The sequence below is a fragment of the Enterobacter sp. E20 genome (assembly GCF_000801755.2).
Taxonomy (GTDB): Bacteria; Pseudomonadota; Gammaproteobacteria; order Enterobacterales; family Enterobacteriaceae; genus Enterobacter; species Enterobacter asburiae_B.
This window is the reverse complement of the sequence record NZ_CP012999.1, coordinates 3,194,034-3,216,577: the sequence shown is the minus strand read 5'-3', so window position 1 is coordinate 3,216,577 and position 22,544 is coordinate 3,194,034. Positions and strand designations below refer to the sequence as shown.

The 22,544-nt window shown below is 56.6% G+C and carries 20 protein-coding genes; 13 read left to right on the top strand and 7 right to left on the bottom strand.

The window, feature by feature from the left end:
• Window positions 1–131: 131 nt before the first annotated feature.
• From bglX to NI40_RS14960, 5 genes are all read left to right on the top strand, one after another.
• Window positions 132–2,429: a beta-glucosidase BglX gene (gene bglX / locus NI40_RS14980; RefSeq protein ID WP_039263148.1), complete on the top strand. Its 2,298-nt coding sequence runs from the start codon at window positions 132–134 to the stop codon at window positions 2,427–2,429.
• Between the two features lie 145 nt (window positions 2,430–2,574).
• A complete protein-coding gene (osmF, locus tag NI40_RS14975) occupies window positions 2,575–3,492 on the top strand; it encodes a glycine betaine ABC transporter substrate-binding protein OsmF (RefSeq protein WP_039263147.1) in 918 nt (305 codons plus the stop codon).
• Window positions 3,493–3,504: 12 nt separating this feature from the next.
• The gene (locus tag NI40_RS14970) at window positions 3,505–4,662 is read left to right on the top strand and encodes an ABC transporter permease (RefSeq protein WP_039263146.1); all 1,158 of its coding nucleotides are present in this window, start codon (window positions 3,505–3,507) and stop codon (window positions 4,660–4,662) included.
• Window positions 4,655–5,605: an ABC transporter ATP-binding protein gene (locus tag NI40_RS14965; RefSeq protein ID WP_039263145.1), complete on the top strand. Its 951-nt coding sequence runs from the start codon at window positions 4,655–4,657 to the stop codon at window positions 5,603–5,605. Before NI40_RS14970 ends, NI40_RS14965 begins: the two co-directional genes overlap by 8 nt.
• Entirely contained in the window at window positions 5,589–6,326 is a 738-nt protein-coding gene (locus NI40_RS14960) for an ABC transporter permease (RefSeq protein ID WP_039263144.1), read from the top strand. The genes NI40_RS14965 and NI40_RS14960 overlap by 17 nt, the downstream gene beginning before the upstream one ends.
• Here the strand turns inward: NI40_RS14960 and NI40_RS23675 are convergent.
• Together NI40_RS23675 and mlrA are read right to left on the bottom strand one after the other, a co-directional pair.
• A complete protein-coding gene (locus NI40_RS23675; protein ID WP_008500895.1) occupies window positions 6,301–6,414 on the bottom strand; it encodes a protein YohO in 114 nt (37 codons plus the stop codon). The two genes, NI40_RS14960 and NI40_RS23675, sit on opposite strands and share 26 nt — an antisense overlap.
• Before the next feature lie 69 nt (window positions 6,415–6,483).
• The gene (gene mlrA / locus NI40_RS14955) at window positions 6,484–7,224 is read right to left on the bottom strand and encodes an HTH-type transcriptional regulator MlrA (RefSeq protein ID WP_029740179.1); all 741 of its coding nucleotides are present in this window, start codon (window positions 7,222–7,224) and stop codon (window positions 6,484–6,486) included.
• A 217-nt stretch (window positions 7,225–7,441) separates the two neighbouring features.
• Between mlrA and NI40_RS14950 the strand changes: the two genes are divergently transcribed.
• Genes NI40_RS14950 through NI40_RS14940 form a run of 3 tightly spaced genes read left to right on the top strand, consistent with a single transcriptional unit; the run spans window position 7,442 to window position 10,357 of the window.
• On the top strand, window positions 7,442–9,127 hold the full coding sequence (locus tag NI40_RS14950; RefSeq protein ID WP_023312444.1) for a sensor histidine kinase: 1,686 nt from the start codon (window positions 7,442–7,444) through the stop codon (window positions 9,125–9,127).
• Window positions 9,121–9,840, top strand: a complete 720-nt coding sequence (gene btsR, locus NI40_RS14945) for a two-component system response regulator BtsR (RefSeq protein ID WP_023312443.1) — start codon at window positions 9,121–9,123, stop codon at window positions 9,838–9,840. Before NI40_RS14950 ends, btsR begins: the two co-directional genes overlap by 7 nt.
• Before the next feature lie 46 nt (window positions 9,841–9,886).
• On the top strand, window positions 9,887–10,357 hold the full coding sequence (locus NI40_RS14940) for a DUF1456 family protein (RefSeq protein WP_023312442.1): 471 nt from the start codon (window positions 9,887–9,889) through the stop codon (window positions 10,355–10,357).
• Window positions 10,358–10,465: 108 nt separating this feature from the next.
• Here the strand turns inward: NI40_RS14940 and metG are convergent, their stop codons facing one another.
• A complete protein-coding gene (gene metG, locus NI40_RS14935; protein WP_039263143.1) occupies window positions 10,466–12,499 on the bottom strand; it encodes a methionine--tRNA ligase in 2,034 nt (677 codons plus the stop codon).
• Window positions 12,500–12,636: 137 nt separating this feature from the next.
• Here metG and apbC point away from each other — a divergent pair, with 137 nt between their 5' ends.
• Window positions 12,637–13,746, top strand: coding sequence for an iron-sulfur cluster carrier protein ApbC (gene apbC, locus NI40_RS14930; protein ID WP_029740176.1), 1,110 nt, complete (start codon window positions 12,637–12,639; stop codon window positions 13,744–13,746).
• 93 nt (window positions 13,747–13,839) lie between these two features.
• Here the strand turns inward: apbC and NI40_RS14925 are convergent, their stop codons facing one another.
• Both NI40_RS14925 and NI40_RS14920 read right to left on the bottom strand, forming a co-directional pair.
• Window positions 13,840–14,319 (bottom strand): GNAT family N-acetyltransferase, encoded by a 480-nt coding sequence (locus NI40_RS14925; protein ID WP_033146561.1) that lies wholly within the window; start codon window positions 14,317–14,319, stop codon window positions 13,840–13,842.
• A complete protein-coding gene (locus tag NI40_RS14920; protein WP_039263142.1) occupies window positions 14,270–14,602 on the bottom strand; it encodes an RcnB family protein in 333 nt (110 codons plus the stop codon). Before NI40_RS14920 ends, NI40_RS14925 begins: the two co-directional genes overlap by 50 nt.
• 479 nt (window positions 14,603–15,081) lie before the next feature.
• On the opposite strand from NI40_RS14920, the gene NI40_RS14915 reads away from it, so the two are divergent.
• The 4 genes from NI40_RS14915 to NI40_RS14900 all read left to right on the top strand — a co-directional run bounded on the left by NI40_RS14915 (window position 15,082) and on the right by NI40_RS14900 (window position 19,442).
• Window positions 15,082–16,221 carry a polysaccharide export protein gene (locus tag NI40_RS14915; RefSeq protein WP_039263141.1) on the top strand — a complete coding sequence of 380 codons (1,140 nt, stop codon included), beginning with the start codon at window positions 15,082–15,084 and terminating at the stop codon, window positions 16,219–16,221.
• The gene (locus NI40_RS14910) at window positions 16,221–16,670 is read left to right on the top strand and encodes an arsenate reductase/protein-tyrosine-phosphatase family protein (RefSeq protein ID WP_039263140.1); all 450 of its coding nucleotides are present in this window, start codon (window positions 16,221–16,223) and stop codon (window positions 16,668–16,670) included. The genes NI40_RS14915 and NI40_RS14910 overlap by 1 nt, the downstream gene beginning before the upstream one ends.
• Window positions 16,670–18,850, top strand: a complete 2,181-nt coding sequence (locus NI40_RS14905) for a polysaccharide biosynthesis tyrosine autokinase (protein ID WP_039263139.1) — start codon at window positions 16,670–16,672, stop codon at window positions 18,848–18,850. The genes NI40_RS14910 and NI40_RS14905 overlap by 1 nt, the downstream gene beginning before the upstream one ends.
• Window positions 18,851–18,926: 76 nt before the next feature.
• Window positions 18,927–19,442 (top strand): protein disulfide oxidoreductase, encoded by a 516-nt coding sequence (locus NI40_RS14900; protein WP_039263138.1) that lies wholly within the window; start codon window positions 18,927–18,929, stop codon window positions 19,440–19,442.
• A gap of 36 nt (window positions 19,443–19,478) precedes the next feature.
• Here the strand turns inward: NI40_RS14900 and NI40_RS14895 are convergent, their stop codons facing one another.
• Together NI40_RS14895 and NI40_RS14890 are read right to left on the bottom strand one after the other, a co-directional pair.
• Entirely contained in the window at window positions 19,479–20,945 is a 1,467-nt protein-coding gene (locus NI40_RS14895; RefSeq protein ID WP_039263137.1) for a pyridoxal phosphate-dependent decarboxylase family protein, read from the bottom strand.
• 18 nt (window positions 20,946–20,963) lie between these two features.
• Window positions 20,964–22,340: a diaminobutyrate--2-oxoglutarate transaminase gene (locus NI40_RS14890; RefSeq protein ID WP_014884533.1), complete on the bottom strand. Its 1,377-nt coding sequence runs from the start codon at window positions 22,338–22,340 to the stop codon at window positions 20,964–20,966.
• Between the last annotated feature and the right edge of the window lie 204 nt (window positions 22,341–22,544).

Below are 22,544 nucleotides of genomic sequence, written 5' to 3'. Positions count from 1 at the left end.
TAAGCGGTCGAGTATTCACGAGAAAAATCAGAGAATAACCCTGCAACGTTTCGAGGGTTTGTGGCACACTGCGCTTTTCGCACGGTATGGCCGAGATCGTCCGGCGGTTATTGATGAGAGAGTAAAACGACATGAAATGGCTATGTTCTGTAGGTGTCGCCGTCAGCCTGGCGCTGCAACCTGCGCTGGCAGAGGATTTGTTTGGTAATCACCCGCTCACGCCTGAAGCACGGGACGCGTTTGTCACGGAATTGCTCAAGAAAATGACGGTTGATGAGAAAATCGGCCAGCTGCGTCTTATCAGCGTCGGTCCGGATAATCCGAAAGAGGCCATTCGCGAGATGATCAAAGACGGGCAGGTAGGGGCCATCTTTAATACCGTCACCCGCCAGGATATCCGTAAGATGCAGGATCAGGTGATGGATCTCAGCCGCCTGAAAATTCCGCTGTTCTTTGCCTATGACGTGGTGCACGGCCAGCGTACCGTTTTCCCGATTAGCCTCGGTTTAGCCTCCTCCTTTAACCTTGACGCGGTGAAAACCGTCGGGCGCGTGTCGGCTTATGAAGCGGCGGACGACGGCCTGAACATGACCTGGGCGCCAATGGTGGACGTCTCGCGCGATCCGCGCTGGGGCCGCGGTTCGGAAGGCTTTGGTGAAGACACCTATTTAACCTCCACGATGGGGAAAACCATGGTGGAAGCGATGCAGGGCAAAAGCCCGGCGGATCGCTACTCGGTGATGACCAGCGTCAAACACTTCGCGGCCTATGGCGCGGTTGAAGGCGGGAAAGAGTACAACACCGTCGACATGAGCCCGCAGCGCCTGTTCAACGACTACATGCCGCCGTACAAGGCAGGGCTGGATGCGGGCAGCGGCGCGGTGATGGTGGCGCTGAACTCGCTGAACGGCACGCCTGCGACCTCTGACTCCTGGCTGCTGAAAGACGTGCTGCGCGACCAGTGGGGTTTTAAAGGCATCACCGTTTCCGACCACGGCGCGATTAAAGAGCTGATTAAACACGGTACCGCCTCCGATCCGGAAGACGCGGTGCGCGTGGCGCTCAAGTCGGGCATCAACATGAGCATGAGCGACGAGTACTACAGCAAATACCTGCCGGGGCTGGTGAAGAGCGGCAAGGTCACGATGGCGGAGCTGGACGATGCCGCGCGCCACGTGCTGAACGTGAAATACGACATGGGTCTGTTTAACGATCCGTACAGTCATCTTGGGCCGAAGGATTCAGACCCGGCAGATACCAATGCCGAAAGCCGCCTGCACCGCAAAGAAGCGCGTGACGTGGCGCGCGAAAGCCTGGTGCTGCTGAAAAACCGCCTCGACACGCTGCCGCTGAAAAAATCCGGCACCATTGCCGTGGTGGGCCCGCTGGCCGACAGCAAGCGCGACGTGATGGGCAGCTGGTCTGCCGCAGGCGTGGCCGACCAGTCCGTGACCGTGCTGACCGGGATTAAGAGTGCCGTGGGTGATAACGCGAAAGTGGTGTACGCCAAAGGGGCGAACGTCACCAACGATAAAGACATCGTCACCTTCCTCAACCAGTACGAGGAAGCGGTGAAGGTCGATCCGCGCACGCCGAAGGAGATGATCGACGAGGCGGTGAATACCGCGAAACAGTCTGACGTGGTTGTCGCGGTCGTGGGCGAAGCGCAGGGTATGGCGCACGAGGCCTCCAGCCGTACCGACATCACCATTCCGCAGAGCCAGCGCGATCTGATCGCCGCCCTGAAAGCCACCGGCAAGCCGCTGGTGCTGGTACTGATGAACGGTCGTCCGCTGGCGCTGGTGAAAGAGGACCAGCAGGCTGACGCCATTCTGGAAACCTGGTTCGCTGGTACCGAAGGCGGTAACGCCATCGCCGACGTGCTGTTTGGTGATTACAACCCGTCGGGCAAGCTGCCGATGTCCTTCCCGCGCTCCGTTGGGCAGATCCCGGTCTACTACAGCCACCTGAACACCGGTCGCCCGTATAACGCCGACAAGCCGAACAAGTACACGTCCCGTTACTTCGACGAAGCTAACGGCCCGCTGTATCCGTTTGGTTACGGTCTGAGCTACACCAGCTTCAAGGTTTCTGACGTGAAAATGTCGGCGCCGACCCTGAAGCGTGACGGCAAAGTTACCGCCAGCGTCGAGGTGACCAACACCGGCAAGCGCGAAGGGGCAACGGTGATTCAGATGTACGTTCAGGATGTCACCGCCTCGATGAGCCGTCCGGTGAAACAGTTGCGCGGCTTCGAGAAGGTCAACCTGAAGCCTGGCGAAACCCAAACCATCAGCTTCCCGATTGACGTGGAGGCGCTGAAGTTCTGGAACCAGCAGATGAAATACGATGCGGAACCGGGCAAGTTTAACGTCTTTATCGGGGAGGATTCCGCCCGCGTGAATAAAGGCGAGTTCGAGCTGCTGTAACCTTCCTCCCTTTGCATCCCCCGACTTCCGGGGGATGCGTCTTACCTTATGCTAAAAAGGCATTTTGCCGGGTAAATCCGCTGTTTTAAGCTACGCTTTTCTCTCAAGCCTCTGAAAAAGGCGATAAAAAAATGAGGATAGCGGAATGACGATTGCAAAGGGGATGTTGGGTTCTACGGTGCTGCTGGCGGCGCTAAGCCTGCCGTTACAGGCGGCGGAGCCGGTAAAAGTGGGCTCAAAGATCGATACCGAAGGCGCGCTGCTCGGCAATATTATTTTGCAGGTGCTGGAAAGCCACGGCGTGAAAACCGTCAATAAAGTTCAGCTGGGCACCACGCCCGTCGTGCGCGGGGCGATCACCTCCGGCGAGCTGGATATCTATCCGGAATACACCGGCAACGGGGCATTCTTCTTCAAAGATGAAAACGATCCGGCATGGAAAAACGCCAAAGCCGGGTATGAGAAAGTCAAAAAACTCGACGCGGAACAGAACAAGCTGGTCTGGCTGACGCCTGCTCCGGCCAACAACACCTGGACTATCGCCGTGCGCAAGGACGTGGCGGAGAAAGGTAAGCTGACGTCTCTGGCGGATCTCAGCCGCTATCTGAAAGAGAAGGGCGACTTTAAGCTGGCAGCGTCCGCGGAGTTTATCGAGCGTCCTGACGCGCTCCCGGCGTTCGAAAAAGCCTACGACTTCAAGCTCGACCAGGAGCAGCTGCTCTCGCTGGCGGGCGGGGATACGGCGGTAACCATCAAGGCGGCGGCGCAGCAAACCTCTGGCGTTAACGCGGCAATGGCCTACGGCACCGACGGCCCGGTGGCGGCGCTCGGCCTGCAAACCCTGACCGATCCAAAAGGCGTACAGCCGATTTACGCTCCGACCCCGGTCGTGCGCGAGGCGGTGCTGAAAGCCTATCCGGATATTGCAGAATGGCTCAAACCGGTCTTCGAAAAACTGGATGAAAAAACGCTGCAGCAGCTGAACGCCAGCATTGCCGTCGAGGGGCTGGATGCCAAAAAAGTGGCCGCCGACTTCCTGAAACAACAAGGGCTTGTGAAGTAACGGGAAAGGGCTGTGCCAATAAAATGTCATAACCGCGTACTGCTGCTGCTGGCCTGCGTGGCCATCGCGGCGATCGCGCTGCCGTTTGTGAATGTCGCCCCTAACCGCCTGATGTCAGGGGAAGGGCGCTATCTCTGGGAAGTGTGGGCGTTCACGCCGTGGTGGCTGGCGGCGGCGCTGGGCGCGTGGGTTGCGCTATCGCTCTGGCAAGGCCGCACGGCGCAGTGGCTGACGCTGCTCCTCGCTGAAGGGCTGTTTATCATCCTGTTCTGGGGGGCCGGGCAGGCGGCGACGCATATGGCCTCAGCGGAAAGTCCGCTGGCGAGAACCACGGTGGGCAGCGGGCTCTGGCTGTGGCTGGCGCTGTGTCTGCTGGCCAGCAGCGACGCCATTCGTCGACTCATCTCCAGCGCCGTCTGGCGCTGGGTGCTCAACGCGCAGATATGGTGCATTCCCTTGTTCCTGCTGTTCAGCGGTGAGCTGAACAATCTCTCGCTGCTGAAAGAGTACGCCAACCGTCAGGAGGTGTTTGATGATGCCTCGGCGCAACACCTGACGATCCTTTTTGGCACGCTGATCCCGGCTCTGCTGATCGGGATACCGCTCGGCATGTGGTGCTATCGTCATCCTTCACGCCAGGGTGGGGTCTTTGCCGTGCTCAACGTGATCCAGACCATACCTTCCGTCGCGCTGTTTGGCCTGCTGATTGCCCCGCTGGCGGGGCTGGTGAAGTCATTTCCCGTACTGGGTACGCTCGGCATAGCCGGAACGGGGTTAACGCCCGCGCTTATTGCGCTGGTGCTGTATGCGCTGCTGCCGCTGGTGCGCGGCGTTGTCGCGGGGCTGGGTCAGGTCGCGCCGGATGTGCTTGAAAGCGCCCATGCGATGGGGATGAGCGCGCGGCAGTGTTTCTGGAAAATTCAGCTGCCGCTGGCGCTGCCCCTGCTGCTGCGCAGCCTGCGGGTGGTGGCGGTACAAACCGTCGGCATGGCGGTGATTGCGGCCCTGATTGGCGCGGGCGGCTTTGGCGCGCTGGTGTTCCAGGGGCTGCTCAGCAGTGCCCTCGATCTGGTGTTACTGGGCGTGGTGCCCACGATTGCGCTGGCGGTTGTCGTCGACGCGCTGTTTGCCTTATGGCTCGCGCTGCTCAGGAGAAGAGCCAATGATTGAATTTCATGATGTCAGTAAAACCTTTGCCGGTCGCCCGGCGGCGAGCCATCTGAACCTGAACTTTGCCGAGGGGGCGTTTTCCGTGCTGATTGGCACCTCGGGCTCGGGAAAATCCACCACCCTGAAGATGATCAACCGCCTGGTTGAGCACGACAGCGGGCTGATCCGCTTTGCCGGGGAAGAGATCCGCAGCCTGCCGGTGCTGGAGCTGCGCCGCCGTATGGGCTATGCCATTCAGTCTATCGGCCTGTTTCCGCACTGGACGGTGGCGCAGAACATCGCCACCGTGCTGCAGCTGGAGAAATGGTCGCGGGCAAAAATCGCTGACCGGGTGGATGAACTCATGTCGCTCCTGGGGCTGGAGCCCGCGCTGCGCGACCGCTATCCGCACCAGCTTTCCGGAGGCCAGCAGCAGCGCGTGGGCGTGGCGCGCGCGCTGGCGGCTAACCCGCAGGTACTGCTGATGGATGAACCCTTCGGCGCGCTGGATCCGGTCACGCGCGGGGCGCTGCAGGCGGAGATGACCCGCATTCACCGCATTCTCGGACGCACGATCGTTCTCGTGACGCACGATATTGATGAAGCCCTGCGCCTGGCCGACCATCTGGTGCTGATGGATCATGGCGAAGTGGTGCAGCAGGGCTCGCCGCTTGAGCTATTAACATGGCCGAAGAACGACTTTGTGCGCGAGTTTTTTGGCCGCAGCGAGCTGGGCGTGAGGCTGCTCTCCCTGCGGACGGTCAGCGACTATATGCGTCGGGAGGAGGTACCGGTGAGCGGCGAACCGCTGCAGGCGCAGATGAGCCTGCGGGATGCTCTCTCGGCGTTTGTCGCGCGCCAGTGCGAGGTATTGCCCGTCTCGGACTCGCGCGGTACGCCGTGCGGAACCTTACATTTTCGCGATCTGCTGGCCGGGGAGGTGACGCGTGAAGGCACTGCGTGATCCGCTCCTCTGGCTGGTAACGCTCTTTGTCGCCTTACTGTTTCTGATGCCCCACAGCGCGGCGCTGTTTAACGCTCTTTTCCCGGGGCTGCCGCGGCCGGTTTATCAGCAGGAGAGCTTTATTAATCTCGCCCTGGCGCATCTCTGGCTGGTGGCGCTCTCAAGCGCCATCGCGGTTGTATTGGGGGTTGGGGCAGGCATCGCGGTCACGCGGCCTGCGGGCAAAGAATTTCGTCCGCTGGTGGAGACGATAGCGGCGATTGGCCAGACGTTTCCCCCGGTGGCGGTGCTGGCGATAGCGGTTCCGGTGATGGGCTTTGGTCAGCAACCCGCCATTATTGCGCTGATTTTATACGGCGTATTGCCGGTGCTGCAGGGCACGCTGGCGGGCCTCGCGGCGGTACCGGCGTCAGTGCTGAGCGTGGCAGAAGGGATGGGGATGAGTCGCGGCCAGCGGCTGCGCAAGGTTGAACTGCCGCTTGCGGCGCCGGTTATCATTGCCGGGATCCGCACGTCGGTGATTATTAACATCGGGACGGCGACCATTGCGTCAACGGTCGGTGCCAATACGCTGGGAACGCCGATAATTATCGGCCTGAGCGGGTTTAATACGGCTTATATCGTGCAGGGGGCGGTGCTGGTCGCGCTGGCGGCAATCGTCGTCGATCGCCTTTTTGAGCGGCTGGCGCTGTACCTCAGCCGACACCGCCGCGAACAATAAACGAGTATCCTGCCAGCATCACGCCGCCGATACCGCTCACGGCCATCAGGACAAAAAGGGTAATAATGGCCAGTTTGGTTGCCTTCATCATGTGCTCCTGTTGTTAACGGAACAATTATACGGTGAAGCGCAGCTGTTAATGAACCATTAAATGCCGTTATGGCTCATCCGGGCCAAGGGAATAAACCGGGTAACCATTCTCTCGCCATTCCGTCAGCAGCTGTTGCTGCGTGGCGGACGGCACTTCTCCACACCAGACCAGCAGGGTCTGACCGTCGAAAAACTCGGGCTTAAGCTGCGCCAGCGAGTGCGCCAGGACATCCACGCGCCAGCCCTTCTGGGTCGCAATCCACGCTTCCAGCCACAGGCGGGTGGTATCGTGCACGTTCCAGCCGACCACCAGCGCATCTTTTCCGGCCTTGTTCTTCGCTGAGGCAAGGCAGACGGCAATATAGTTGATCAGCACCCCGTCGAGTATGCTGAGCAGCGCCTGCAGGGTGGACTGCTGGCATTGCAGACGTCGACGGAGCGGAATGAAAAGATGGGAGATCAGCGTCTGTGCCGGATAGTCGCGGCCCTGCTCTTTTATCCACGCGCGCAGGCGCTGAAGATTCCCCGCCTGCAGAAGCCGCAGCAGGGTTTCCTGTTGTTCGCGCCAGAGATGTTGCGTGTCCGGGTCATCATGGCTCAGCAGGGACTTCACTTTGCCGACCTGCACTCCGTTGTCGATCCAGCTTTTAATTTCGCGGATGCGGTCGATATCGGCCTCATTGAAAAGGCGATGCCCACCGTCGGTCCTCTGCGGTTTAAGCAATCCATACCGTCGCTGCCACGCCCGTAGGGTAACGGGATTGATATCACAAAGGAGTGCCACTTCACCTATCGTGTAAAGCGCCATATTCGCCCCCTGGCTTACGCGTTCCCAGCTTAACTGTAGACCCACTTTGGCGAACCAGGAAGGATTGATTGATTTTTGAACAAACAATGCGAAGCATGCGCGATATTCAGAAAAAGGTGTGATAACGGACACGATTTTGCGCTTTTTTGGGATGCTTCAAAGAAAGTAAACCCGCATCAGTGTATGTTACGCGTTTTTAGCGTGTGCGGTTTTGAGTATGTACGAGTTTAATCTGGTGCTGCTGTTGCTTCAGCAGATGTGCGTGTTTCTTGTCATTGCCTGGCTGATGAGCAAAACGCGCCTGTTTATCCCGCTGATGCAGGTCACCGTACGTCTGCCGCATAAGCTGCTCTGCTACGTTACCTTCTCTATTTTCTGCATTATGGGGACCTATTTTGGTCTCCATATCGAAGACTCTATTGCCAACACGCGCGCTATCGGCGCGGTGATGGGCGGGCTGCTGGGCGGTCCCGTCGTCGGTGGGCTTGTCGGCTTAACCGGGGGTCTGCATCGCTATTCCATGGGCGGAATGACGGCGCTCAGCTGTATGATCTCAACGATCGTGGAAGGGCTGCTCGGCGGCCTGGTGCACAGCTACATGATCAAACGCGGCCGCCCGGATAAAGTCTTTAGCCCGCTTACCGCCGGTGCCATTACCTTTGTGGCCGAAGTGGCGCAGATGGCGATCATTCTGCTCATTGCCCGTCCGTTTGAAGATGCGCTGCACCTGGTCAGCAGTATTGCCGCTCCGATGATGGTCACCAACACCGTGGGTGCGGCGCTGTTTATGCGCATTCTGCTCGACAAGCGCGCCATGTTTGAGAAGTACACCTCGGCGTTTTCCGCCACGGCGCTGAAGGTCGCCGCCTCGACCGAAGGGATCCTGCGCCAGGGGTTTAACGAAGAGAACAGCATGAAGGTCGCGCAGGTGCTCTACAAGGAGCTGGATATCGGCGCGGTGGCCATAACCGACCGCGAGCGGCTGCTGGCCTTTACCGGCACCGGGGACGATCACCATCTGCCGGGTAAACCGATCTCCTCAGCCTATACGCTGCGCGCCATTGAAACCGGTGAGGTGGTGTATGCCGACGGTAACGAAGTGCCTTACCGCTGTTCGCTGCATCCGCAGTGCAAGTTGGGCTCCACGCTGGTGATTCCGCTGCGCGGGGAAAATCAGCGGGTGATGGGGACCATCAAGCTGTATGAGGCCAAAAACCGTCTGTTCAGCTCCATCAACCGCACGCTGGGGGAGGGGATAGCCCAGCTGCTGTCCGCGCAAATCCTCGCCGGGCAGTATGAGCGGCAGAAAGCCCTGCTGACGCAGTCTGAAATTAAGCTGCTGCATGCTCAGGTCAACCCGCATTTCCTGTTTAATGCCCTCAACACGCTCAAAGCGGTGATCCGCCGCGACAGCGATCAGGCCGCGCAGCTGGTGCAGTTTCTGTCGACCTTTTTCCGTAAGAACCTGAAACGGCCGTCTGAGATCGTGACCCTCGCCGATGAGATTGAGCACGTGAATGCCTATCTGCAGATCGAGCAGGCGCGTTTCCAGTCGCGCCTGCAGGTGTCGCTCTCCGTTCCGGACGAGCTGGCGTATCAGCATCTCCCGGCCTTTACCCTGCAGCCTATTGTCGAAAACGCCATTAAACACGGCACGTCACAGCTTCTGGGAACGGGGGAGATAACCATTGCCGCCAGCCGTTTCAACCACCATCTGGTGCTGGATATTGAAGATAATGCCGGGCTTTATCAGCCTTCCGCCTCCGGCGGTTTAGGGATGAGCCTGGTGGATAAACGCCTGCGCGCCCATTTTGGCGACGACTGCGGCATTACCGTCGCCTGTGAGCCAGACCGATTTACCCGTATTACCGTACGACTGCCGCTGGAGGAAAACGCATGTTAAGAGTGCTGATCGTGGATGACGAGCCGCTGGCACGAGAAAACCTGCGCGTTCTGCTGCAGGAGCAGCCTGACATTGAGATTGTGGGGGAGTGCGCGAACGCCATTGAGGCCATCGGCGCGGTGCACAAGCTGCGCCCGGACGTGCTGTTCCTCGACATTCAAATGCCCCGCATCAGCGGGCTGGAGATGGTCGGCATGCTCGATCCGGCGCATCGCCCCTATATAGTGTTTCTGACGGCGTTCGACGAATATGCCGTTAAGGCCTTTGAGGAGCACGCGTTTGACTATTTGCTCAAGCCGATCGAAGAAAAGCGTCTGGAAAAAACGCTCACCCGTTTACGCCAGGAGCGAACCGTACAGGACGTCACGCTGCTGCCGGAAAACCAGCAGCCGCTGAAGTTTATCCCCTGCACCGGGCACAGCCGGATTTATCTTCTGCAGATGGATGATGTGGCGTTTGTCAGCAGCCGCCTGAGCGGCGTGTTTGTCACCAGCGCGGAAGGGAACGAAGGGTTTACCGAGCTGACCCTGCGCACGCTGGAGAGCCGCACGCCGCTGATCCGCTGCCATCGCCAGTATCTGGTGAACATGGCGCACCTGAAGGAGATTCGCCTGGAAGATAACGGCCAGGCCGAGCTGGTGCTGCGTGCCGGGCAAACGGTACCCGTCAGCCGTCGCTATCTCAAGAGTTTGAAAGAGGCGATTGGCCTGTAAAACTGGTACACTGCGCGCCATTGCATCATCGACATTCGAAGGCTCTATGCTAAGTAACGACATTCTTCGTAGCCTGCGCTACACCCTGAAAGCAAACAACAACGACATGGTGCGCATTCTTGCGCTGTCGGACATGGAATCCACGTCTGCCGGTTTCGATACCTGGATGACCAAAGAAGACGAAGAGGGCTTCGTTCGCTGTCCGGACATTATTCTGTCGGGTTTCCTGAACGGCCTGATTTACGATAAGCGTGGCAAGGATCCGGCCGCGCCGGAGCTGGCGCTGGAGCGTCGCGTGAACAACAACACGGTGCTGAAAAAGCTGCGCATCGCGTTCTCGCTGAAAACGGACGATATTGTGGCGATCATGACCGAGCAAAAATACCGCGTATCCGTGCCGGAAGTGACCGCCATGATGCGCGCGCCGGATCATAAAAACTACCGCGAGTGCGGCGATCAGTTTCTGCGTAATTTCCTGCGCGGGCTGACCCACCGGGTGCATCACCCGAAGGCGTGATTTAGCCGGGTGGCGGCTTCGCCTTACCCGGCCTACAAAACCCGTAGGGCCGTGCAAGCGTAGCGCCGCCGGACAAAAAAAAGCCGGAGATTATCTCCGGCTTTTTTGTTATTTCACCTGCTGGCCAGGCTTCGCGCCTTCATCAGGGCTTAACAGGAAGATATCTTTCCCGCCAGGGCCTGCGGCCATCACCATCCCTTCAGAGATGCCGAAGCGCATTTTGCGCGGCGCCAGGTTCGCCACCATCACGGTCTGACGACCGATCAGCACCTGCGGGTCCGGGTAGGCTGAACGGATGCCGGAGAAGACGTTACGCTTCTCGCCGCCCAGATCCAGCGTCAGGCGCAGCAGCTTGTCAGAACCTTCCACGAATTCCGCGTTTTCGATCAGCGCCACGCGCAGGTCGACTTTGGCGAAATCGTCAAAGGTAATGGTTTCCTGAATCGGATCGTCTGCCAGCGGGCCGGTCACCGGTGCCGCAGCCGCTTTAACCTCTTCTTTAGACGCTTCCACCAGGGCTTCAACCTGCTTCATCTCGATGCGGTTGTACAGCGCCTTGAAGGTGTTCACCTTGTGGCCGAGCAGCGGCTGCGCCATGGCATCCCAGGTCAGTTCGGTGTTCAGGAACGCTTCAGCGCGGGCTGCCAGCTGCGGCAGAACCGGCTTCAGGTACGTCATCAGCACGCGGAACAGGTTGATGCCCATGGAGCAGATGGCCTGCAGATCGGCATCACGACCTTCCTGTTTCGCGACAACCCACGGTGCCTGTTCGTCCACATAGCGGTTCGCCAGGTCGGCCAGTGCCATGATTTCGCGCACGGCTTTACCGAACTCACGGGTTTCCCAGGCGTCGCCAATGGTGGCTGCCGCGTCGGTAAAGGTTTTGTACAGGGCAGGGTCAGCCAGTTCAGCCGCCATCACGCCGTCAAAACGCTTGGCGATAAAGCCCGCGTTACGGGAGGCCAGGTTCACCACCTTGTTGACGATGTCCGCGTTCACGCGCTGCACGAAATCTTCCAGGTTCAGGTCGATATCGTCGATGCGGGAAGAGAGCTTCGCGGTGTAGTAGTAGCGCAGGCTGTCCGCGTCGAAGTGGTTCAGCCAGGTGCTGGCCTTAATGAACGTTCCGCGAGACTTGGACATCTTCGCGCCGTTCACCGTCACGTAGCCGTGTACGAACAGGTTGGTTGGTTTGCGGAAGTTGCTGCCTTCCAGCATCGCCGGCCAGAACAGGCTGTGGAAATAAACGATGTCTTTACCGATGAAGTGATACAGCTCGGCCGTGGAATCTTTCTTCCAGTATTCGTCGAAGCTGACGGTGTCGCCACGCTTGTCGCACAGGTTTTTGAAGGAGCCCATGTAGCCGATTGGCGCGTCCAGCCAGACGTAGAAATATTTGCCCGGCGCGTTCGGGATTTCAAAGCCGAAGTACGGCGCATCGCGGGAGATATCCCACTGCTGCAGGCCGGATTCGAACCACTCCTGCATTTTGTTCGCCACTTGCTCCTGCAGCGCGCCGCTGCGGGTCCACGCCTGCAGCATTTCGCTGAAGGACGGCAGGTCGAAGAAGAAGTGCTCGGAGTCACGCATGACTGGCGTGGCGCCGGATACCACGGATTTCGGCTCGATAAGCTCGGTCGGGCTGTAGGTCGCGCCGCACACTTCGCAGTTATCGCCGTACTGGTCCGGGGATTTACATTTCGGGCAGGTGCCTTTGACGAAACGGTCCGGCAGGAACATGCCTTTTTCCGGATCGTACAGCTGAGAGATGGTGCGGTTTTTGATAAAACCGTTCTCTTTCAGACGGGTGTAGATCAGCTCCGACAGCTCGCGGTTTTCGTCGCCGTGCGTGGAGTGATAGTTGTCATAGCTGATGTCAAAGCCAGCAAAATCAGTCTGATGCTCCTGACTCATTTCGGCAATCATCTGCTCCGGGGAGATCCCCAGCTGCTGCGCTTTCAGCATGATCGGCGTGCCGTGAGCATCGTCCGCACAGATGAAGTTAACCTCGTGGCCGCGCATTCGCTGGTAACGGACCCAGACATCAGCCTGGATATGCTCCAGCATGTGGCCGAGGTGGATTGAGCCGTTGGCGTACGGCAGTGCGCACGTTACCAGAATTTTCTTCGCGACTTGAGTCATAGTAGGCATTACTTCTTTTAACTGTGAAAAGGGTTTTCGATATTACCAAAAGGGGCATTATTAAGTAAGCACAAACCACGGCCTTTCAGGTAAACTTGTTCATCTAAGGTCTTATTCACAAGAACAAAGGAGTCGGGATGAGTTCTCAATCCCAGGCCAAATCACCGGAAGCCTTACGAGCAATGGTCGCCGGGACGCTGGCTAACTTTCAGCATCCAACCCTGAAGCACAATCTCACTACGCTGAAAGCGTTACACCACGTTGCCTGGCTGGACGATACCCTGCACATTGAGCTGCAGATGCCGTTCGTCTGGACCAGCGCCTTTGACGCGCTGAAAGAGCAGACCAGCTCTGAGCTGCTGCGTATTACCGGTGCGAAGGCGATCGACTGGAAGCTGAGCCACAGCATCGCCACGCTGAAGCGCGTGAAAAACCAGCCTGGCGTGAACGGCGTGAAAAATATCATTGCCGTCAGCTCGGGCAAGGGCGGGGTAGGGAAATCTTCTACCGCCGTTAACCTGGCGCTCGCGCTGGCAGCGGAAGGGGCAAAGGTCGGTATTCTGGATGCGGATATCTACGGTCCGTCTATTCCTAACATGCTGGGCGCGGAAAACCAGCGCCCCACCTCGCCGGACGGGACCCACATGGCGCCAATTATGGCGCACGGTCTGGCGACCAACTCCATCGGTTACCTGGTGACTGACGATAACGCCATGGTCTGGCGCGGCCCGATGGCCAGCAAGGCGCTGCTGCAGATGCTGCAGGAGACGATGTGGCCTGATCTGGATTATCTGGTGCTGGACATGCCGCCGGGCACCGGTGACATTCAGCTGACGCTGGCGCAGAACATTCCGGTCACGGGGGCGGTCGTCGTGACTACGCCGCAGGATATCGCGCTGATCGACGCCAAAAAAGGCATCGTGATGTTCGAGAAGGTGGAAGTGCCGGTGCTCGGTATCGTCGAGAACATGAGCATGCACATCTGCAGCAACTGCGGTCACCACGAACCTATCTTCGGTACGGGTGGCGCAGAAAAACTGGCCGCGAAGTATCACACCCAGCTGCTGGGACAGATGCCGCTGCACATTACCCTGCGTGAAGATCTGGACAGCGGAAAGCCAACGGTGGTCAGCCGTCCGGACAGCGAATTTGCGGAAATGTATCGCCAGCTGGCGGGACGCGTTGCGGCGCAGCTCTACTGGCAGGGTGAAATCATTCCAGGGGAAATCGCGTTCCGCGCGGTGTAATTCCTCAGCTCCTAATTGCCGGGTGGCTTCGCTTACCCGGCCTACAAATGGCACCATCACGTAGGTCGGGTAAGGCGAAGCCGCCACCCGACTTTAACTCAACCGATAGTGCATCAAATAATACTCTCCGTCCGGAGAATTACCCGTCGCCTCTATGTGCCAGCCGTGTCGCTGGTAAAACGCAATAGCCCGCGCATTCTTCACCAGGCACTTAAGTGAACCCGTACTGGTAAACGTCTTCTGTACGTGTTCAAGCAACTCATGCCCGACGCCCAGGCTCTGATACTGCGGATCGACAAACAGGTTGTGCAGGAAATTATCGTTCGTCCAGACGGAGGCAAAACCCAGGCGATGACCGTTCTGAACAGCAACCCAAATCACTTCGTCGCAGGTTGCCGCGTCAAAGTCTTCAAGCTGCCAGTCCGCGCTGTCCAGCCATGGCCAGGCTTCACGCCGGGCGTGGAGGTAGAGCGTGCGCAGGAAAGGACGGTCGCTTTCCTGCCAGGGGCGAATCAGAATTGCGTTAGCGGTGATAGAAAATATCTCCATTGTAGGCTTTGTAGATCTTGCCATCAGCATCGCCGATCAGCACGTAGTTCTCACCCATATAGGTCCAGTGGGTTCCGGCATCCGGAGCCGGCAGGTTACGCAGCTGGTACTGTTTGATGGTGTACTCCGGCGTTTGATACTGCGCCGGCGCCGTGTCGCCAATCTTGAATTTCGTAAAGTCAGCGATGAACTCTTGTTCTTCATAGGCCTTGATGCCGGATGGCGCAGCGGCCGTTTGCGGGGCAGCTAATGCAGATCCCGCCAGAGACAGTAATACACCCAGAAGCAGCAATTTACGCTTAGCCATTTTTTCTCCAGTGATATCGTTACAGATACTTTTCGTCTGCAGGTCGTGCAAAGCGGAGCAGACAGTCCATTTTAAGTATCAACGCAGGGTATGTTTGAGAAAAAATGTAACAAAAGTGGACGGTTTTGTGTAGTCAAACTGGATGATGCTTATCATTATGGTGAATATTGCCTGTGCTTTATATTTTTAATATTTATTATTTCGATACTCAAACCTGAAAATAACTTTTTACGTCAAAATTGGACTGTAATACGAATGCTTTCCCACTGAAGGGCATTTAATATTGTCTTCGGGCGAAGCGCGCTTACTACCTTTTTTACAAGATCAATCGTTGTTTTTTTAGAGGCCAGGTGGCTTGCGTTTTATCATGCCAAAATTACATGCCGAAGTTGAATAAATAATTAAATTTCATGAGCTTATGTTGAGTTCATTTGCAAGCTTTACGATAAGCGCAACGTTAAAAAGAAATAGTTATATAAATGAAAAGTACAACTGCATTTTCGCTGTTATTTCTCACCATTAGTCAGTTAACGGGATGTGTATTTTCCCCCGGACAGAACTTGAGCGTGTACGGGAAAAAAGTCAATACTGCGGAAGATGTTAATTATCAGCTTGATAAGCACGTGGAAATTTTTCCACTAACGCCGGGGTTGATTGAAAAGCTGCGTCCAACCGTATCGAAATCTCAGGCAAATCCTAATCTGGATGAGCAGATCAAAAACTGGGAATACCGTATTGGTACAGGCGACATCCTGACGGTCACCGTCTGGGATCACCCTGAATTAACAACGCCCGCAGGACAATATCGTAGTGCGAGCGATGCCGGCAACTGGGTCAACGCCGATGGTACGCTCTTTTATCCCTACGTCGGTAAGCTGCGGGTGGCGGGAAAAACGGTTTCACAGGTACGTGAAGAGATTACATCTCGACTGGATAAAGTCATTGAGAGCCCGCAGGTGGACGTCAGCATTGCCGCCTTCCGTTCCCAAAAAGCGTATGTCACCGGAGAGGTCGAAAAATCAGGCCAGCAACCCATAACCAATATTCCGCTGACGGTGATGGATGCAGTTAACGCCGCTGGCGGTCTTTCTGCGGATGCCGACTGGCGTAACGTCGTGCTGACGCATGATGGCCAGGACTCCCGCCTTTCGCTTTATGCACTGATGCAGCATGGCGATTTGACACAAAATAAGCTGCTTTATCCGGGCGATATCCTGTTTATTCCCCGAAACGACGCGCTGAAAGTGTTCGTGATGGGCGAAGTCGTCAAGCAGAGTACGCTTAAGATGGATCGTAGCGGCATGACGCTGGCCGAAGCCCTGGGCAATGCCGGGGGGCTTAACCAAAATATGGCCGATGCAACCGGCATTTTTATTATCAGGCAGGTAACGAAAAAAGGCGACACGGACAAAATTGCCAATATCTATCAACTGAATGCCGAAGATGCGTCAGCAATGGTGTTGGGTACGGAATTCCAGCTGGAACCGTATGACATTGTCTACGTCACCACGGCACCGCTATCACGCTGGAATCGCGTGATCACCCAGCTTGTGCCTACCATCAGTGGCGTCCATGACCTGACCGAAACCGTTCGTTACATCAGATCGTGGCCACAGTAATGTTTCAGTCAATCTTAGTAGTCTGTACCGGCAATATTTGCCGTTCACCGATTGGTGAGCGGCTGTTGCGTCAGCAATTACCCGGCAAGCAGGTAACCTCGGCAGGTATTTTTGGACTTGAAGGCCGCCCGGCGGATGCGGCTGCGCAGTCTGTCGCCTGGCGTCATGGCGTTTCGCTGGAAGGGCATGTTGCCCGCAAGGTGACGCGCAGCCTGTTGCAAAAATCCGATTTGATTCTGGTAATGGAGCCGGAACACCTCCGTTTCATTGCCACAATGGGCCCGGAGAACCGGGGGAAATCACTGCTCTTTGGACAATGGCTTGAAACAAGGCACATTCCCGACCCGTATCACAAAAGTCGCGAAGTCTATGAATATGTTTTCGAGCAATTGGGGAAAGCCAGTCAGGAATGGGCTCGTCGTTTGAGTCAACAAGGAATGAAGCCGTAATGTCGTCTTCTAAATCAGACAAATATAGTGCTGCGACACCGCAGAATAATGAAATCGATCTTCTTCAGTTGTTTGCTGAGATGTTTGATCACCGGGTGACGATCGCGTGTGTCACGCTCTTGCTCACGGTATGTGCAGGGATATATGCGTTCAGCGCCACGCCAGTTTATCAGGCTGATGCGCTGTTACAGGTTGAAGAGAAGCAGAATAACTCGCTAATCAAGAACCTGAACCCGTTCGGGTCCGATCTCTCACCCGATGTCGCGCCGGAACTTTTACTCCTTAAATCACGGATGATCCTGGGGGAGACCGTCGATCAGTTAGGGTTGACGTACAACGTCAAGCGGCGTCTGTTCCCGGTCATCGGGTCTTTATGGGAACACGTGCGGGGACGTAAATCCGCTGAAATAACGATTGGCGCGCTGACTATTCCCCTTCTGAAAGGGCAGCCACAAACGCTTTTACTCACCGTACGGGAGAAAGGTCGATATCGTCTTGAGGGAAAAACGCTTGAAGCAGACGGCATCGTGGGGGAAATGCTGGTTAAAGACGGAATGTCGCTTCTGGTGACATCCCTCAGCGCGGAACCTGGCACCCAGTTTACCCTCGAAACCGTCACAAGGCTTGACGCGATCAATGTCATTCAGAACAGGCTTACGGTTGTGGAGTCGGCGAAACAGAGCGGTATGATCTCCTTAATGTTAACGGGTGAAGACCCCGCCAGGATCGCCACGATACTTAATGCCATTGCTGAAAATTACCTCAGCCAGAATATTGCGCGCCAGGAAGCGAAAGATTCCCGCAGCCTCACGTTCTTACAGGAGCAATTACCTAAGATCAGCCGGGAGCTGGATGAAGCCGAAGCGAGACTCAATGCCTACAGAGAGCAACGCGATTCAGTCGACTTATCTCTGGAGGCTAAGTCAGTGCTTGATCAGGTGGTTAACGTGGAAAACCAGCTTAACGAGCTGACGTTTCGCGAAGCAGAAGTTTCCCAGCTTTTCAAAAAAGACCATCCCACCTACCGTGCCTTGCGGGAGAAGAAACAAACGCTTGAGCGGGAGCGCGCGCGCCTGAACAATCGCGTTTCATCCATGCCTTCCACGCAGCAGGAAATCTTACGCCTGAGTCGTGACGTTGAATCCGGGCGTACCATATATCTGCAGCTGCTGACGCGTCAGCAAGAACTGAGTATCTCGCGCTCCAGCGCTATCGGGAACGTGCGGATTATTGACCCGGCCGTTACGAAGCCAGATCCGATCAAACCGCACAAAGCGCTAATTATCGTACTGGGTATGCTGATGGGGTTGATGCTCTCTGCCGGCATGGTTTTAGTGCGCTCAGCCTTTAATCGGGGCATTACCTCGCCTGAACAACTGGAAGTGCAGGGGATACCGCTTCTGGCGACGCTTCCGCGCTCGGTGTGGCTCTGGAAAAAAACGCACCTGCGCAGGAAAACCCTGTTTGCTTCCCGATGGAAGCACAGGACATCAAACGTTCCTTTTTTGCCCATTGACCGTCCGGCAGATATATTTGTCGAGGCGCTGCGCGGGCTGCGCACCAGTCTGCATTTTACCATGATGGATGCCACAAACCGGATCGTCGTGGTGTCTGGTCCCACGCAGGACTGCGGAAAGACGCTGGTCAGTACTTCACTGGCGTCGATTGCCGCTCAGGCCGGACAGCGAGTGCTGTTTATTGATGCGGATATGCGCAAGGGATATGTCCACAATGTTTTCCAACTGAGCAATCATCGGGGATTATCCTGCGTACTCGGAGGAGCCGTTGAGTGGCAGGAGGCGGTTCAACGCGCCGAGAAAGGCGGTTTTGATGTATTGACCTGCGGACCCCAACCTTCACATCCCGTTGAGCTGCTCATGAGTGAACGCTTCCAGGCCGTAATATCGCAGATAGACAAACTGTATGACATCGTGATTGTCGACACCCCACCCGTGCTTGCCGTAACGGATGCCTTGCTGATAGCCAGAGCAGCGGCTACCACGCTTCTTGTCGCCCGCTTTGGTAAAACCAGCGTCAAGGAGATCGAGAACTGCCTGAAGCGTATGCAGCAAATGGGTGTGCAGGTGAATGGCGCGATCCTCAATGATATCGTGAAATCGGCTGCGCTCTATTACAACTCGGGATATAGCCATTACGACTACGGTTATACCCAGGAGTAAACCTGGCGCGACACTTCTTTACAGCGTGATGGCGTATTGCCCGTTAAGATGACCTTCGTTGAAACATGAGGTCACAATGGATAACCGCAAAATCAGTCGACTGCGCCGCTGGGCGCGGGAAGGGATCATACTCGTTCTGCTGACGCTGGCCGTAGTGTGGGGTGTTGATCGGTATCGAAAACCGACACTCCCCGCCAGTTTTAGTGGAACACCGATGCAGAGCATCGACGGCAATATTCACGATATCGCGGCGCTGAGCCAGGAACGGCCGCTGCTGATTTACGTCTGGGCCACCTGGTGCAGCATATGCCGTTACACGACGCCTTCCGTTAATCAGCTGGCAGAAGAAGGCGGGAACGTGGTGAGTATTGCCATGCGTTCCGGCGATAACGCAAAGCTTGCGCGCTGGGTTGAAAAGAAACAGCTGAAAATGCCGGTGATCAACGATGAAAACGGTGCGTTGTCGCAGCAGTGGCAGGTGAGCGTCACGCCGACGCTGGTCATTGTGTCGAAGGGTAATGTGGTCAGTACCACGACGGGCTGGACGAGTTACTGGGGATTAAAATTAAGGATGTGGTGGGCAGGCGTATAAAAATAACCCCTCTCCCGGCGGAAGAGGGGTGTTGTATTACTTAGCCAGAACTTCCTGCGCGGTGCGCTCAACCAGAGACAGCAGGATTTTAATATCTTCCAGCGTCACGGTTGGGTTCAGCAGCGTCAGCTTCAGGCAGGTGACGCCGTTGTGCTCGGTCACACCAACGTTCGCACGGCCGGATTCCAGCAGCGCATCACCAATTTTCTGGTTCAGCAGGGCGATGCCCGCGTCATCCATCTGCACCTGTCCGCGGAAGCGGAACAGAACGCTTGCCAGCTGGGGCTGCATAACCAGTTCCAGAGCAGGCTGCTCTTTCACGTAGGCCGCAACCTGCTGCGCCAGGGTCACGCCGTGGTCGATGATCGCCGCGTATTGCTCCTGACCCAGCGCTTCCAGGCTCATCCACAGCTTCAGCGCGTCAAAACGACGGGTGGTCTGCAGAGATTTGGACACCAGGTTAGGCACACCCGCTTCTTCGTCGAACTCAGAGTTCAGGTAGGCCGCCTGATAGCGCATCAGCTCATAGTGGCGCGCTTCTTTCAGCAGGAACGCGCCGCAGCTGATGGTCTGGAAGAACTGCTTGTGGAAGTCCAGGGTGACGGAATCCACCAGCTCGATGCCGTCCAGGTAGTGACGATACTGCTCAGACATCAGCAGCGCGCCGCCCCAGGCCGCATCAACATGTACCCAGATGTTCTGCTTCGCGGCCAGCTCTGCAATCGCATGCAGCGGGTCGATAGCACCGGCATCGGTGGTACCTGCCGTTGCGACGATCGCCAGAATCTGTTCGCCGTTCGCGTTGCACTGTTCGATTTTCGCCGCCAGAGCGGTCAGATCCATGCGGGAGAATTCGTCCGTTTTCACCTGCACGACGGACTGGTAGCCCAGACCCATCAGCGCCATGTTTTTCTGCACGGAGAAGTGTGCGTTTTCAGAGCACAGTACGCGAATTTTGCGCAAATCGCCGACCAGGCCGTCCTGCTGAACGGAGTGACCCTGACGCGCAAAGAACGCATCGCGAGCCAGCATCAGGCCCATCAGGTTGCTCTGGGTGCCGCCGCTGGTGAAGACACCGGCGTCGCCGGCCTGATAACCCACGCGGGTACGCAGCCACTCGATCAGCTTGATCTCGATAATGGTTGCGGACGGGCTTTGATCCCAGGAGTCCATACTCTGGTTAGTGGCGTTGATCAGCACTTCCGCCGCCTGGCTTACCACCAGGCTTGGGCAGTGCAGGTGCGCCACACACTGCGGGTGATGAACGGACAAGCTGTCTTTCAGGAAGAACTCCACGGCGCGTTCAATCGCCGCTTCGTTGCCCAGCCCTTTCGGGTTGAAATCCAGCTTAATACGGTCGCGCAGCTCTGCGACCGTTTTGCCCTGGTACATCTCAGGCTGTTTCAGCCACTGCATCACAGCCTGAGTGCTTTGTTCAATCGCCTGCTGGTAAGCTTCAATGCTTTGCGCAGAGGAGAACAAAATTGGGTTTGAATCAGACATCGTAATCAATAACTCCGGTTACGCCGGGCGAACGCCCGCAGCAAGCAGTGCCTGCTCAAATTTATCCAGGAAGATTTTCAGCTCTTCGTCGCTGATCAGCAGAGACGGCAGCAGACGCAGAACGATACCGTTACGGCCACCGCGCTCCAGAATCAGACCGGCTTCGAAGCACTTCTTCTGAATCAGAGCAGACAGCTCGCCGTCGCCCGGGAAGCAGCCCATGTGGTCAGCGGCTTCGTGTGGCTTAACGATCTCAATACCGATCATCATGCCCAGACCGCGCACGTGGCCGATAACAGGATAGCGTTTCGCCATCTCTTTCAGCTGGCCTTTCAGCCATTCGCCCTGAGCGGCAACTTTGCCCGCGATGTTCTGATCTTTCAGGATTTTCAGCGTCGTCAGACCGGTTGCCATCGCCAGCTGGTTACCGCGGAAGGTACCGGTGTGGTGGCCTGGCGCCCATGCGTCGAACTGCTTTTTGATACCGAGCACGGCCAGCGGCAGACCGCCACCTACGGCTTTAGACATCACGATAATGTCTGGCTCAATGCCCGCGTGTTCGAAGGCGAAGAATTTACCGGTACGGGCAAAGCCAGCCTGAACTTCGTCGAGGATCAGCAGAATGCCGTGTTCCTGAGTCACTTTACGGATGCGCTGCAGCCACTCAGCCGGAGCCGGGTTCACGCCGCCTTCGCCCTGAACGGCTTCCAGAATCACCGCAGCAGGTTTACGCACGCCGCTTTCAACGTCGTTGATCAGGTTATCGAAGTAGTACGTCAGCGCTTTCACGCCCGCTTCACCACCGATACCCAGCGGGCAACGGTACTCGTGCGGGTAAGGCATGAACTGCACTTCTGGCATCATACCGTCAACCGCTTCTTTCGGAGACAGGTTGCCGGTCACGGACAGCGCGCCGTGGGTCATACCGTGGTAACCACCAGAGAAGCTGATGATACCGCTACGACCGGTCACTTTTTTCGCCAGCTTCAGCGCCGCTTCAACGGCGTCAGCACCGGATGGACCGGTGAACTGCAGGCAGTACTCTTTGCCCTGACCAGGCAGCAGAGAGAGCAGGTATTCAGAAAACGCGTCTTTCAGAGGCGTAGTCAGATCCAGGGTATGTAACGGCAAGCCGCTGGTAATGACATTTTGGATGCTTTTCAGCACATCAGGATGGTTATGGCCAAGCGCAAGGGTCCCCGCGCCTGCTAAACAGTCAAGGTATTCTTTATTATCTGCATCGGTGATCCACACGCCTTCTGCTTTAGTAATGGCTAAAGGCAGTTTGCGCGGATAACTCCTGACGTTAGATTCAAACTCGGCCTGACGGGCCAGATAGGTTTCGTTGCTTTTGTGGGCATCTACGGTGTCAATACGGACTTTATCCGTCATCATATCACTCCTACAACCGCCGCTTCGTTATGAGCCACGATTGAATAAAAAGTTAAAAAACAGATGGGGGCCTGAAAAAAACGCCGCCAATATAGAGCCTTTTGCCACGGGGCTCAATGGTTAATTTGTTTACTGTTTTGTGACATGGCGCTCAGGGGAGAGGATATCCCGTTTTTAAGAAAGAAAATTGCACTTTATGGTAAAGAA